General features: G+C 67.2%; 7 protein-coding genes and 1 pseudogene. 1 reads left to right on the top strand and 7 read right to left on the bottom strand.

Translation table 11 applies throughout. The annotated features are described in order from the left end of the window. A partial coding sequence (locus tag H590_RS16570; protein WP_036982331.1) for an isoaspartyl peptidase/L-asparaginase family protein occupies window positions 1-744 on the top strand: 744 nt, incomplete at its 5' end. A 157-nt stretch (window positions 745-901) separates the two neighbouring features. Here H590_RS16570 and H590_RS16565 read toward each other — a convergent pair. The 7 genes and pseudogenes from H590_RS16565 to H590_RS17455 all read right to left on the bottom strand — a co-directional run bounded on the left by H590_RS16565 (window position 902) and on the right by H590_RS17455 (window position 14,438). Further along, entirely contained in the window at window positions 902-2,854 is a 1,953-nt protein-coding gene (locus H590_RS16565; RefSeq protein ID WP_084149496.1) for an AAA domain-containing protein, read from the bottom strand. Window positions 2,855-4,638: 1,784 nt separating this feature from the next. Then, a pseudogene (locus H590_RS19205) lies at window positions 4,639-7,653 on the bottom strand (DUF4011 domain-containing protein); the annotation flags it as partial. 144 nt (window positions 7,654-7,797) lie between these two features. After that, on the bottom strand, window positions 7,798-8,967 hold the full coding sequence (locus tag H590_RS16560; RefSeq protein ID WP_036982317.1) for a thiolase family protein: 1,170 nt from the start codon (window positions 8,965-8,967) through the stop codon (window positions 7,798-7,800). Next, complete coding sequence (locus H590_RS16555; RefSeq protein ID WP_126412693.1) at window positions 8,964-10,055, bottom strand: acyl-CoA synthetase family protein; 1,092 nt, start codon at window positions 10,053-10,055, stop codon at window positions 8,964-8,966. The genes H590_RS16560 and H590_RS16555 overlap by 4 nt, the downstream gene beginning before the upstream one ends. After that, entirely contained in the window at window positions 10,052-10,603 is a 552-nt protein-coding gene (locus tag H590_RS0112055) for a biotin transporter BioY (protein WP_028703735.1), read from the bottom strand. Before H590_RS0112055 ends, H590_RS16555 begins: the two co-directional genes overlap by 4 nt. Before the next feature lie 563 nt (window positions 10,604-11,166). After that, a complete protein-coding gene (gene mcrC / locus H590_RS0112050) occupies window positions 11,167-12,219 on the bottom strand; it encodes a 5-methylcytosine-specific restriction endonuclease system specificity protein McrC (protein WP_028703734.1) in 1,053 nt (350 codons plus the stop codon). Beyond that, window positions 12,216-14,438 carry an AAA family ATPase gene (locus H590_RS17455; RefSeq protein WP_036982314.1) on the bottom strand — a complete coding sequence of 741 codons (2,223 nt, stop codon included), beginning with the start codon at window positions 14,436-14,438 and terminating at the stop codon, window positions 12,216-12,218. Before H590_RS17455 ends, mcrC begins: the two co-directional genes overlap by 4 nt. Window positions 14,439-14,440 lie beyond the last annotated feature (2 nt).

The raw sequence follows: 14,440 nt of genomic DNA, 5'->3' as shown, positions 1-14,440 counted from the left end.
CTCGAGGCGGTGACCAGCGCGGTGATCGAGCTCGAGAACGACCCGCTGTTCAACGCCGGCCGCGGTGCGGCGCTCACCTCCTCGGGAAGCGCCGAGCTCGACTCCTCGGTGATGGCCGGTGACGGCCGCGCCGGGGCGGTGGCGGCATCCCGGTTCGCACGAAATCCGGTCCTGGCGGCTCGCGCGGTGATGGAGCAGACCCGGCACGTCCTCATCGTCTCGCCGTCCTCCGACCGGATCGCCGAGTGGGGACTGGAGACGGTCGAGCCCGACTACTTCGTGACACCGGCCCGGGTGGAGCAGCTTCACCGGCTGCAGGACGCGGCCACCTCCGGGCCCCGGCACGGGACCGTCGGCGCGGTCGCCAGGGATGTGACCGGTCATCTCGCCGCGGCCACATCCACCGGCGGGATCGCCAACCAGGCGGTCGGCCGAGTGGGGGACACCCCGGTGATCGGGGCGGGGACCTTCGCCCGCGACGGCGTGGTGGCGGTCTCGTGCACCGGGCAGGGGGAGGCCTTCATGCGCGGTGTGGTGGCACACGACATCGCTGCGCGGATCCGCTACCAGGGAGTCGGCGTCGAGGAGGCGGTGCGCCGCACCTTCTCCGAGGAGCTCAGCGGTGCGCAGGCCACCGGCGGCGTCATTGCCGTCGACGCGACCGGGCGCACCCTGCTCGGTTTCAACAGCACCGACATGTTCCGCGGCTATCTCGAGGACGGAAGCGCCGTCACCCTGGTGTGATCGACGCCGGTAGGCCTGGAGGCGCTGAGGACTTGGCGGACCCTGGTTCGACGAGGAGCCAGGATCCGCCACAACCTCAGGCCGCAGAGTGGCGGCTATCGGCCCTGATCCGCTCGGGCATCGCGTGGGGATGGATCATCAGAACCGACGACATCTGTCAGTCGACGATGCCGGAACTGTCTATCGCCTGCTCGATGACGTTTCGGATCAACTGGGTGAGACGACGGCCGCCGAGTTCTGTCAACGCGGCTCGGACGAGGTCCTCACGAGTTGTGGACGGGTCTGAACGGTTGCGCACCGCCCTCACCAGGTTCGCCACCTCCACCGGGGGAAGATCCTCGATCCCGATCCCGTCCTTGGCCAGGGAGTTGAGCCGGTAGCCGGTCATCGTCTGTGGGCCGGTGCCGTGGGCCCAGACGAAACCGTCGTCATCGAAGTCGCACGACGAGCTGCGCAGCAGGCCGTCGATCTGGTCGATCCGCGACCTCTGTACCCGGTGGAACCCGAAGGCCTTGCCGACCAGTGATCGCAGCCGCCCCTGCCTGATCGGGAACTCCGCGGCACAGATCTCCTGGACGGCCCGATGCACCAGGTCTCGGGCCTCGGGATCGACGGCCGCCGCTTCCAGAACCTCGCGCTCACCGAACTGGTGCTCTGTCCAGGGTTGGTACTCGGCCACCTCGGTGAGCCGATCACCGGTTGCCGGCCGGTGGTCGACGTCGGAGGAACTCGACGCCGCGATACGCGCCATCGCAGGCAGGTGCTCCTCCTCAGGACGCGCCCCGGCCTCCTCCACGCTGTCAGACTCATCAGGTCTGGTCCGAGTCGCGGTGCCCGGCAGGTCGGGCGACGACGCGGGGGCGGTGGCACCTCCAGCAGCCTGCTCCGGCTCGACCGTCGGGCCGACAGGTGTGGCAGGTGCAGCAGGTTCTGAGGCTGGGGCATCGGCGATCGCCGACTCAGCGCTGGCGGGTTCAGCACTCCTCACCGCACTGACCAGACGCTCGATCACGTTCTGCCGATCATGGAGCCACTCGGGCATCCAGACCCGCTGGACATCGGGCCAGCCCATCATCTTGGCCAGCACGGTGGTCGGCAGGAGATCGCGGTCGTAGACCGTCTTCCGCCCGTTCCACGAGGGGCCATCCAGCAGCACTGCGACCAGTGGCACGTCCGGGTCGTCGGCCCGGGAGAGCGCCAGATCGATCTTGAAGTCGGACATCCCGACATCGGTCTGAACGCACACCCCTGCTGCTCTCAGCGCCTCGGCGATGTCGGCGGTGTGCCGGTCGGTGGAGCGCATCGGTCTCGCCAGTTCTGCCGAGCCCGTTCCGTTCATCGCCAGCTCCAGGTATTCCTTGAGATGTCGCAGCCCCGTGGAGCGGCTTCGGTCAGTGTGCAGTTGGGAGGGTTCGAAACTGCAGAACATCACGACCTGCCGTCGGGCACGGGTGATCGCCACATTCAGCCGGCGTTCTCCGCCGGGCCGGTTCAGCGGACCGAAGTTCAGTGGGACATTCCCGTCCTCGTCCGGAGAGAAGGCCACCGAGAAGAGGATGGAGTCGCGCTCGTCTCCCTGGACGTTCTCAAGATTCTTGATGAAGAGACCGTCCAGCGCGTCCACCGAGGCCGTGATTCGAGGGTTGTCCAGATCGCGCAGCTTCGTCTCGATGAGATCGCGTTGCTGAACATTGAAGGTCACCACTCCGATCGAGGGCGAGACATCTGGACTGACCTCGAACCGGTGCTGGATGTCGGCGACGATCGCATCCGCCTCAATGGGATTGGTCCTCAGCAGCCCTTTGGGCCGGCCGGGGTGCGAGGAGTGGATGAACTGTCCGTTCACCCGGTGACTGAGAATGCCGAAGCCAGCCGGTCCGTTGTCACGGCCGTCCGGCAGGGGGCTCGGGAAGGACGAGAGCTTGTGGTCGTAGTAGTGCTCGTTGGAGAACGCGATGAGCGACTCGACCTGGCTGCGATAGTGCCATGACAACCAGTGTCGTGGGACCTGGGCGGCCGCGCACTCACCGAGGATCGACTCCTCGTCGGCCAGCTCCTCGTCGGAGAACTCATCGTCTCGCACCAGCTGCGCGAAGGAGGTCGGTGGCATCTGATGGGAGTCGCGCCGCAGACCACGACGGCATGCCCGCGTCCCATCGCACCCACGGCGGAGGCCACGGTGATCTGAGAGGCCTCGTCAAACACCACAAGGTCGAAGTTGGACTGCTGCGCCGGGATGAACCGCGCCACGGAGTCGGGCGACACCAGCACGCATGGCGTGATGTGGCTGATGAGATCGCCGTAATCGGTGAACAAGGAGCGAATCGTGCGGCCTCGCCCGCGATTTCGGTTGATCTCGCTGCGTAGGCCCGCGAACCGTTCCCCGCTCTGATCCAGGAACGGTTGGTGTTTCCGCAGAGTCTGCTCGATGAGGAGTTGGGGAAGCTCTCTGCGGGCGCTCTCGGTGGATCTCAGATAGTCGCCGATGGTGTCGGTCTGTTCGGCTGGGCTGAATCTGTCGAAGGAGGCTCGGCGTTCTGCCTCCGACAATGCAGCCGTCGCGAGCCCGCGGTCAAAGGAACTCTCGACGTCGGCGGGGTGTATCTCATGGCGGAGCATCTGAGTGATGGCCCGATTCAGGCCATGCCTGCGGTAGAGCGACAGGTGTCCAGAGATCTCGTTCCGAGTCCCGAGCTCCTGGAGTCGGAAGTTCCGATCGCCTGGCAGCGGTTCAGAACGCAGCACCTCGTCGACGTCGATCCCATTGTCGGAGAGCTCCGCAAGAGCGTCCACCGCTGCCCGGCAGCGCTGGATCTGTCCGGCGAGGCCTCGCCGGTTGACGGCGTCCAGGAGGGATTCCGCGATCTCCTGGAAGGGGGTCGGACGAGTTCCCGGCTCGGCATGGAGGACGGCGAGGTCTCGATGCCATTGGATCGCGGAGCGCGCGGCATCGCGCGACGACCGGTCCAACGGGTTCCATCGGCCTCCTTGGTGTTGCAGCATCACGGGGATGGTCTTCTGCGCCAGTGCGACGAGCTGTTCGACCTGGTGGCGTAGGCCGATGAGTTCGTCGACCATCGCCAGCAGGATCTGGGGATCGTTCGTGGTCGGACGACCGGTGGCGTAGATCGCCAGCGGGGCCAGGGCCTGCTCGCACTTGCGGACCTTGCGGAGCAATGCACTCTTGGCGTCAACCAGGTCGGCGCGCACCTGGTCCAGGGGTCCGGCGAAGACATCGGGGCGGTAGAAGGCCAGGGAGTTGGGTGTCAGGCGGTCGAACTCCGCCAGACCCCGGACCAGGTTCATCGCCTGCTGCTGCCATTGGGGGCTCCCCAGGGCCGCCACGGCAGTGCTGGTCAGCAGTGGCTCGCCGAGTGCCGTGCCCAGTAGCTGGAGCTGATCCGCAGATCCGGTCCTGACGGCGTCGGCCGCCCCCCGATCGGCGTCCTTGAAGGCCGAGCGCACGCCGTCCACGGCGTCCAGAAGAGCCGGGAGCCTGGCCGGATCCACCTTGTCATGAAGGTATGGCATCGTGCCGATGGCGTTCGGGTCCTGGTGCCGTAGCGATTGCCTCAGGTCCGCAAGTGTCCCCCGCAGCTGTTCAACCTCACCGACAGCCATCGTGGACAGCCGTTCCGGCTCCAGCTGGAGGACCGGGCCGTCGCCGCGGGCGAGCAGACGGGTGCGCGCCGTGTAGTACGACAGATCTGCGACGACGGGGTCGTGCAGCTCCTGCCGGTACTCCCTGAGGCGCCCGCCACCTGAGTGCAGCCTGTCCCAGTCGGCCCTGATGCCCTCCCGATCGGGTGCAGCAGACAGATCCACGGCGTGACGCAGCTTCTCGCGGACCGCCTCGGGACGCTGCTCGCGGTCGTGCAGGTTGAGCACCAGGTCCGCGACGCCGACCGACCTCAACCGCCGGGTGACCACTTCCAGCGCTGCCTGCTTCTCGGCGACGAACAGCACCCGCCTGCCGTCCGCGATGGCGCGCACGATCAGGTTCGTGATGGTCTGCGACTTGCCGGTCCCGGGTGGTCCCTCGACGACGAGAGTGTGACCTGCCAGAGCCTCGGCGACCACCTGTGCCTGTGAGGAATCAGCAGGAATCGGCAGCCTGGACACCAGCTCGTCGAGGTCACCGGTCACCTGACCCGCATTCGGATCGATGAACGGAGCCTTCGGCGTCTCGATGAGGTGGTGCACCAGAGGATTTCGTGCGATCTCCTTCCAGGACTCCTCGAGGTCCTTCCAGAGTCTGAATCCACCGAACTTGAACAGTCCCAAGCAGACGGTCGGTTCCACATGGAAGTCGAGGGCGTTCTCGATGAGAGCCTGGCGAACGGCGTCGAGGACGCCGTCGACATCGATTCCCGATCCGTCCTCCTCCGGGTCCTCCAGACCGGGGATCTGGAGGCCGATGTCGACCGACAATCTCTCCAGGAGGGAGAAGTTCGGCGTCGAGGAGCCGGTCTGGTCGAGGCACAGCGAGTAGGGGCTCTTCCGGGACTTCCTGTGCAGCTTCACCGGGATGAGGATGAGTGGTGACCGCAGATCGCGGTCGGCGGAGCGCCAGACCAGCGAACCGATGGTGAGGAAGAGATTGTTGGAGCCGGTCTCCTCGATCAGGGTGCGGGCGTCCGCGGCGATCTTCTGCAGAGCGGAGTCGTAGGAGTCCTCGGTGAGGTCGGTGGTGACGCCGTGGCGCTCCAGCAACTGCGCGGACAGGAATGTCTGGTCGTCGATGGGAGTCTGTTCGTCCCGGCAACCCAGGCTGAGCTGAGTTCCGTCACTGATGAGGTCCTCAAGAGCACCGACCATCTCGCTCGGCACTGCCAGCCGGACGGTGCTGTGGCGTCTGAATGCGCTCTCTGGACAGTTGATGAGCCGATTACGCAAGCTGAGGTCCAGCAGCTGCCGTTTCCACTTCTCCACCTGAGCGGGGGCCTTGGGCCGCCGTGGAGCCCGGGGGATGCTGGGCCGGCGGTCCGGCTCCGGGGCGAAGATGGGCCGCGAAGCCGGCTGGTAGGACGCCTCGACGACCTGCCCGGACTCATCATGACCACGCGCGGGGAGGGCTGCGACGCCTCGTTCGCGGGCCTCGTGCACAGACACCGCGAAGAGGACGGCGGAACCGTCCGGTCTCATCTCCTCGCGGGCCTTCTGATGGAGATCGGCCAGGCGGACCTTGTCGGCGTTGGTGAGGACGGTGGTCTCGATCAGACCGATCTCGCCACGGTCGACCTGGTTGATGAGGGAGGGGCCGGATGCGGCAAGCGATTCCGGGCCGTGCTGGTCGGACTTCCAGTAGCCGAGGAACGCATGACCATCCAGGACCAGGATGATGGGCTGGAGATCGATGAATTCCAGCGCGCTCGCCATCAGGATGGTGGTGTCCAGACAGGTCGCCAGCCGTCCGTCGAGCACCTCCTCGGCAGTCCGGATGCGCTGGCCCTCATCCGACCAGTTCGTCGGCGGGGCGGAGTAAGCGATGTCCTTGTCGATGAGAGCGTCGCACAGGGCCTGCACCGTGGCGTCAACTCTCTCGGCGGATGCCTGATAGCCATTCAGCGAGGCACTGCCGGTCGCCGCCCGCAGATGGTCGGCGGTCTGTCTCAACAGCGCCGGGAGTTCCGTCTGCTGCGGCTGGACGAAAGTCGCCAGAGTACGGGCAGTGCTGCCCGGCGAGTCCCGGAAACGCCATTGGCGCGCTGCCAGCACGGTGGGCCCGTCCACCGTCACTTCTCGAACGTCGTCGTCGGTCTCCAGGCGGATCCGCACGGTCGTGAGTGCCTGGGCCGTCATCTGGAGCAGTTCCGAGCGGTTGAGACGGATGGCGTTGGAGCGCTGCACAGCGTCGGTGAGGATGTCGACGCCGAAATGCCACGGTTCGACGAGATCGGCGTCCTCGCTGTCGATCGTCACGGTGACACGCAGGCCGGTGAGGCGATCCTGGTGCACCTCGGTGATCGGCTCCGCGACCCTGTGGACAGTTGCGGTGGGCTCCTCGGGGGTGCTCTCCTGCCGTTCGGTATCAAGTTCGCCGACGGCCGGGACAGCGGATGTGGAGTCGCCGGTCGCCGCGATGCTGCTTGTTGTCGGATCATCGGCCAGGGACAGTTGCACGGTGATGGGTGTCAACAGCCCGGCGACCGCCTGGGCGTAGGACACCGTCGACGCGAAGTCGATGTCGAGCCTCACGGCGTCCAGTGGGGACGAGGGCTCGGAGGGTGGCTCGTCGGCGGCGGGCATCGCATGTCGTGGCGCCCGGCGGGCCGTCGAGTCAGCCTGGCCGGCCGCGTGGGGCGGTGTCGGGTCTTCCTTGTCGTCGGCACGTCTGGCTGGCGTTGCGTCGACGACCGGAGCTGGCGGCGCGGGCGGGGTGGAGGGGCTGGGCACCTCTGCCGTGGCCGGAGACGGGTCGTTCGTGCTGGTGGTGGTGGTGGTGTCGCTGGCGGTGGTGGAGTCGCTGGTGGTGTCGGCGGTCGACCAGGAGGACTGCGCCACCGCGTCGTAGAACGCCGTCACCTCGTCGACGCCGGCGCTCGCACCGATCTCCTTGAGGACCGCGCGTACCGAACCGAGGGCGGCCAACGTCTGGTACCGGTCCAGCTCGGCCCCGTGGGCGACAGCATTGCGGGCCTGCCGAACCTCGTGGAGACAGCTGCGGAACGCCGGTTCGGTACGCAGGATCGGTGTGCGATCGGGGCCCAGGTGAGTGAGAATCCAGATCTGGGTGGACAGGTCCGACAGCGCGGCGGCCGGGTCCTGCGAGGACTTACCGGTCTGTGCAGGAAGGTTCCAGTCGGGGCCATAGGTCTCGGTGAGACGCCGTCTGACGTATCCCTCGAGGTAGCCGGGAAGGGTGTCGAACAGGGCTCGACGGAGATAGTCACTGCTGTCGAGTTCCACTCCAGCGCCTTTCTGAACAGGGTTCCGGAACTGTGGGCCGCGCAGACTCGGTGGCGGCGGGACGAATCGACGAGGAGGTCGTCTCGCAACGGCCACAGGCCCGTGGCACGGGCAGGCGACGCAGCGGAACAGTTCGGACACAGACTACTGGCGTGATCCGACATTCGGGAGTACGGGGCCGTGGCAGGCCTCCACCACCGCGGCGCAGCCCAGCCCTCCGCCGATCGAGATCCCGGCCAGGCCGTAGCGGCCACCCTGTCGGCGCACCAGCCTGGTGAACAGGCGAACCACCAGGATGGCCCCGGAGGCGGCCCATGGGTGGCCCAGGGCGATCGCGCCGCCATCGGGGCAGATCTGCTCCTCCCGGACTCCCAGGGCGTCGGCGCAGGCCAGCAGCTGTCCGGCGAAGGCCTCGTTGAACTCGATGGCGTCGAGCTGGTCGACGTTGAGGCCGGACTCAGCCAGCGCGGCCTGCGCGGCGGGTACCATCCCCAGACCGGGCCTGTCCGGGTCGCAGCCCGCCGAGACGACCGACAGCACCCGCAGGCCGGGGCGGCCCAGCCCGGAGAAGGTTCGGGAATCGACCATCGCCACGGCGGCGGCCCCGTCGCTGATCCCGCAGGAGTTCGCGGCGGTCGCGGTGCCATCGGGGCCGAAGGCCGGGCGGAACCGGGCCAGCCGTCGGGCCGTGAAGCCGGGGCGGGGCCGCTGGTCCTCGGCATGGCCGTCGATGGCCACGATCTCGGAGGCGAACCCGCCCGCCTCCCGGGTGGCGACCGCTCGCAGGTGGGAGCGCAGCGCGTAATCGTCCTGGCGCCGCCGATCGATTCCCCGCTCGGCGGCGACCCGGTCCGCGGCCGGGCCCATCTCGGGGTCGGCCCACGGGGCGGGGGCGAAGGGAGCCCGGTCATAGCGTCGTGCAGGGTGGTCGTCGGTGCCGGGCCACAGCGTCACGGGCTGGGTCGACGCCGCCTGGACCCCTCCTGCCAGGACGGTTCCGGGCCGGCTCAGGCACCGGTACCAGGCCTGCTCCACCGCCGCCAGACCCGAGCCGCACTCGTCGTCCAGGGTGAGTGCGGGGACCTCGACCCCCAGACCCGCGGCCAGGCCGGCCAGCCGGGCCGGGTTGCCGCCGGGACCGCGGATGTTACCCAGGATGACGGCGTCGGTGCCCAGCCCCTGCGGCAGACGCTCCGCCAGCCTCTTCAGCACGGGGGCGGCCAGGTCGGTGGTGGTGAGGTGCGAGAACATCTGGCCGGTGGTGCCAATGGGGGTGCGCAGGGCGTCGATGATGACGGGTTGGTCGTCGCTCATTCCTCGCTCCCGTCCAGAGTGCTCCTGCCCAGATCGTGCCTGCCCAGATCGTGCCTGCCCGGAGGGCGCCCGTCCGAAGAGTGCCTGCTCAGTGAATCCCTGCCCAGCACGCCGATGTCGATCTTGCCCGCCTCGGTCAGCGGCGGATCCGGGACGCACAGCCATCGTCTGGGCCGGTCCGCCCCCTCCAGGTGAGCGCGCGCCCAGCCGCGCAGCACCGGCAGGTCGTCGGCCTCGGTCACCACGGCCGTGAGCACCTCGCCGACGCCCTCGTGCGGGCTCCCGACGAGGAAGACGTCGCCGTGCGCCAGGGGCTGCAGCCGGGCGAGAAGCGGGGCGAGGAGAATGGTCTGCCCGGCGGTGGTGACCGCGCCATCGCGCCCAGTCACCGTCAGATGCCGTCCGTCCAGCTCCCCGTGGTCGCCGACGGTGGCGAAACCGTCAGGGTCGACCCTCAGCGATCCGCGCGGATGGGGATGCAGATATCCCCTCGACAGCCAGGGGGAGCGCACCCAGATGTGACCCGAACGGATGCTCACCTCGACCCGGTCGAAGAGCTCAAGATCGTCGCGGCAGCTGCCCATCGCGATCATCGACAGCTCGGCCGCGCCGTAGTAGTGCGTCACCGCCAGCCCCGCTGCCCGGGCGCGGTCGCGCACCACCGGGGACAGTCCGTCGCCGGCGACGATGACGCCGCGAAGTCGGTCGGACCCGGGCAGACCGGCGTCGAGAACCTTGGTGAGCCTGGCCGGAGTCAGCTGCCAGACGGTGGCCGAGCGGGGGTCGTCGACGGTCCAACGGGCGCCGGTGTGCTGCGCCAGGCAGGCCGCGAACAGATTCATGGTCGCCCCCATCGGTCCCGGGATCCAGACGGTGTCGGCGCTTGTGAGAGCACAGATCCGTGCGGTCGGGGGGAAGGAGTCGACCCAGGAATCGGTGGTCCGGACGATGATCCGCCCGTTTCCGGTGGTGGTGCCGGAGGTACGCAGTCCGATGAGCTGGTGGCGTCTGTGGGCGCTCCAGAACTCGTCGAGTGCCCGCCGGTCGGCGCTGAGGACCACCGGTTCCGTGGAGGGGGACGGACTCATCGATGCCGAACGGCGGGAAGGAGCCGGGGGTAGGCGGTGAGGATCGCGATGGCGAGCACGACGGCGAAGGCCGCCTTGACCAGGTCGAGGGCGAACAGCGGGGCGTTGACGGCGAGGCTGGCGCTCAGGGACAGGGAGACGTTGATCATCTGGCCGACGATCCCGCCGAGGTAGATCACCGCCAGGCTGACCAGGGCCACCACGTACAGCCACACGATGAGAAGGGGTTTGCGGGGGCGACGTCGCAGGACGGCGGTGGCCACAGCGCCGGCGATGAAACTGGCCGGGATGAAGGCGATGAGGTAGCCGCCGCTCGCGCTGAGCAGGACTCCCGGGCCGCCGCGCTGGCCGGCGAAGATCGGCATTCCCAGAACTCCGACGACGACGTAGAGCGTGCAGGCGGCACCCGCTCGCAGGGACCCCAGCACCATGGGGGCCAGGAGCACCCCGATCATCTGCATCGCGAAGGGAACCGCGCCGACGACGAAGATCGGCGGGATCTGAGCCAGGGCGCCGATGAAGGCGGCGAAGACGGCGATCAGTGCCAGGTCGGTGGGTTGGAAGCCGTGGCGCCGTGGTGGGGCGTCCGCAGCGACGTTGGATGTGCTGTTCTCGTTCGCATATTCGGTCTGAGCGCCCACGAGGCCGTCTCCCATCGGTTCCAGTCGCCGGCTCGTCCGGCTCTGGCGGGTCTGATGCTACGACATCTATTGAACAGTGTTTAAGTCGGGTGGTGGGGTGAGATCTGCGCGGGTGGGTTCGGGGCCTCCCGGCGTGTGTCGGGAACTCCCTCAAGCTTCCGAGCGCTCCCGGGTGAGCCCGCCCGTAGGTGCTTCGGGGCTCCGGTGGCTCGTGTGCTCGCTGTGGTTGGCATCTGGGTGAACGCATCACTCGCCAAAGGGCGGTGTGTGACGCCCGGGATGCTGCGGGCCGGGTTCCGCGAGTGAAATGTTCACGGCCGAGGGGCCGACGAGGAGGAGGAGAGCCATGGGGATGGGAACGAGCACCAACAGAGACAGGATCTGGTGCCCGGGGGGTGAGGCCGAGCGCTCACGTGAGACAGTCGGGAGAGCGCGGTCACGCCCGGGCGCAGCACAACCCGCAGGGACCCTCAGTCCCCAAGCCAGGCGGTGATCCCCTCCAGCTGGGCCCGGATAGAAAGCCATTCCCGGTTGAGGTCGAGTGATCGCGCCCCGATCCGGTTCCCCTGCACCACGACATCGAGTCCGGGCTGATCAGGGGCGTCGGTCCCCGCGTAGAGCAGCAGCCCGCTCACGGAGCCGTCCCGCATCACATCGGCATTCTTCACGTAAGCCAGTACTTGATACAGGTGGTCTGAGCGGACGGTCGCCTTGCCCCACCTGCCTGACTGCATCGATTCGCCGTAGTACTTGGCGTCGATGATGAGAGTGCGAGGTCCGCTGCGCAGCGTGACGTCGGTCCGCATCGCGGGGAGCTGTTCGACGCCGCGGGCACTCTCCTCGTCGTAGTCCCAGCCGACGGCTGCGGCCCTCGGTGAGAGCTCCGGGTGGTGGAAGGCGTAGTACTCGCGCAGGAACTTCTCGTAGAGATGGCTCATGGCGTCCTCGGAGAACCATGCGGCGAGTTCGGTGGCGCCGGACTCCTCGGTGGGCAGCAGCCCCTTCACGATCAACTCGCACACCCCGATGAGGAGCCGGTAGCGCGCATTCGCACGGTGGTAGCTGAGGGCGCTCCATCGGATCGAGGTCGGTGCGATCAGCGTGACGGCGTCCAGATAGGGGAGCAGACGCCGCAGCGCCGCCCTGCGCGTGGGGGCGACGTCACCATGGCGGATGAGCAGGACGATCACCGACTTCAGGACCCGGTTGTGCGGGGTGTCGGGATCGTACTCGTCGAACTGACACGCGAGCCGGCCGCGGGTGACCGAAAGAGTCGCCACGGTGCGACCGATGTCGATTCGGCCGCGTACCGTCGACAGCTCGTCGCGATGGCGTCGGTACTCGCGGTACAGCCCGCGCTTCACCTGGGCGCCGACTCCCTGGACGAGGATCTCCCCGAGCAGGTCGTGGAGGTGTTCGAACCGCTCGCCACTGATGGGGTCACTGTCCGTGCTGCGCAGCGCACCGAAGGCATAGGCCAGCATGATGTAGACATTCCGGATGACGATGGAATGGTCGGTCATGACGCCGCATTCCGGAGTCTTTCCGCCCACTCCTGGGCTCTGGCCGGCTCATCGAACCAGTACTCGTCGAGCAGGGGAATGAGTTCGTCCTCGACCACGGATCCCAGCCATCCGTCGTCGGCGCTGGTGGGGCGGCAGAGGAAGCTGTGACCGATCATGAACCCGGATCCGAGCGCAGGATCCTCGGCGATCGCCGCGTTGAGGTCGATGATGTCTGCCACGAGATGGTCGAGGGCTGGACTGTCGACCTGGCGCTGCCACCGCATGAATCCCGAGGAGCTGAAGCCGGGGTCCATCTGGAAGAATCCGAAGCGGCGTCGCAAGGCATAGTCCAGGACGGCGAGGCTGCGGTCCGCGGTGTTCATCATGCCGATGATGTACACATTCGGAGGAACCGAGAAGGTCTCATTCTTGTAAAGCAGGCGCAGTTCCTGGCCACGCTTGTCTGCTTCGATGAGCATGAGTAGTTCGCCGAATATCTTGGAGATGTTGCCGCGGTTGATCTCGTCGATGATGAAGAAGTACGGCCGGTCCGGATCGTCGGCACGGGCTCTGTCGCAGAATCGGTAGAACGGCCCCTCGGTGAGGGTGAATCCGCCGGACTCGGTGGGTCGGTATCCCATCATGAAGTCCTCGTAGGAGTAACTCTGGTGGAACTGGACCATCTGGACCCGGCTGGGATCCTTGGCGCCGATGATGGAGTACGCCAGGCGTTTGGCCGCGTAGGTCTTCCCCACCCCGGGAGGGCCGGCGAGGATGACATTCTTCTTTCGTGTGAGCAGCCTGCGCAGCCGGTCGTAGCGCTCCTCGGAGAGGTACACCTCGTTGAGGAAGGCCGTCTTGTCATAGCGGGGGAGAGGAGTGACCACGACGGCCTCCTCCGGTTCGGACTCGTCGGCGAAGACCTCCTCCAAGTTGTCGACGTAGTCGTGATAGGGGGTGATGTCGGTGAGTGTCTTCAAGACAGCGTTGCCGGGGTGCTCCCAGGATCCGATGTGATCCCAGCTCACAGAGCGGACGTTCTTGAAGGAATCGCGCTCGGGCTCGTACCGCGCGTCAGAGGTGACCTCGCCTCGGCCGATGAGTGTGCTCTTCCCGTGCTTGGCGTAGACGATGTCGCCCACTGCTATCTCATTCTGGAACTGCCACACTGCGAGGACATCGTTCGTCATCGATCCATGCGTTCCCTGGGGGTCGAGCCGCTGTCTGATCGACTCGCGGTTGGGGTATGCCGAGAAATCGCCGAGCTCATCCCATGCGATTCCCATCATCCCGTTCGTTGAGAACTCCGGCCATTGCGAAGCCTGTGCGCCGGGAGAGTAGATCCAGTAGTGGCGAGTGCGGGGCTCATTCAGATCGGTGCTGTCGGACGCCGATGATGCCGAGTCAGTGGGGGCTGCCTTCCAGAGTTCCTCCACGCCGGGAGTCCAGAACTGGAACGGTTCTGCGCGGTCCTGGGCCAGTGCGGCGCGGATCTGGAACAGATCGCGGTCGATCGCCGCCGGGTCGTCGCCCGAGGAGTCGTCGATTCGATCGGCGAGGCCATTGCGGATCTTCTTCTTCATGTCGGCCGACGCGATGGGTTCGAACTCGTCGGGCCGCGCGAGGAACTGAAGGACGTTGCGGATGTCGGACCGGTCTTCCCCGGAATTGATCATGGCGTGCTGCAGGATCCACGGATCGTTGCGAGCAGCCTCGCGTTCGGGGTCGGTCAGCCCGCACCAGTGGATCACGAACTGCGAGAGCCACGGAAGGTGCTTCCACACGTGGCCGTGGTACGACATTCCCACGGTGAGCCCAGTCTTTCCTGCCGGGCGAGCCAGCCATCCGGACATGGGTTCGGGAATGGGCACGGGGACGTCGAGATGGGCGAGCACTCGCTCGACATGGGCCCGTTGCGTTGTCGGCAGAGCCGAGCGCAGTGGGTGTTCCCGCAGGAAGACCAGCTCGGCGGCGAGGAGCACGGCCTCGCGGGAAGCGCCCTGAAGCTGGCGGTCGAGCTTGTCCCACTGACTCACATCCGCACCGTCAATAGGGTTGTCCGCGATCCTGGAACGAAGTTCCTCGGCGGCCTCGGCGGTGTAGATCGTGACCTCGGGGAGGATCACCGATCTGCCGTCGCCGAGCATGTGGGAGATGACGGTGCCGGCCTCGTGGGCCAGGGTCATCTCGGCGGTCGGTCGCGAGGCCACGACGCGGTCGTGGAGGTCTTGAAGCATGA

The sequence above is a fragment of the Acidipropionibacterium jensenii DSM 20535 genome, assembly GCF_000425285.1.
Classification (GTDB): Bacteria; Actinomycetota; Actinomycetes; order Propionibacteriales; family Propionibacteriaceae; genus Acidipropionibacterium; species Acidipropionibacterium jensenii.
This window is presented reverse-complemented; position numbering and strand designations above follow the sequence as displayed.

Bases quoted from the DNA above. Each gene is read 5' to 3' on its own strand.
- H590_RS17455 (WP_036982314.1), bottom strand. From the start codon at position 14,438: ATGCTTCAAGACCTCCACGACCGCGTCGTGGCCTCGCGACCGACCGCC.
- H590_RS16555 (WP_126412693.1), bottom strand. From the start codon at position 10,055: ATGAGTCCGTCCCCCTCCACGGAACCGGTGGTCCTCAGCGCCGACCGG.
- H590_RS16560 (WP_036982317.1), bottom strand. From the start codon at position 8,967: ATGAGCGACGACCAACCCGTCATCATCGACGCCCTGCGCACCCCCATT.
- mcrC (WP_028703734.1), bottom strand. From the start codon at position 12,219: ATGACCGACCATTCCATCGTCATCCGGAATGTCTACATCATGCTGGCC.
- H590_RS16565 (WP_084149496.1), bottom strand. From the start codon at position 2,854: ATGCCACCGACCTCCTTCGCGCAGCTGGTGCGAGACGATGAGTTCTCC.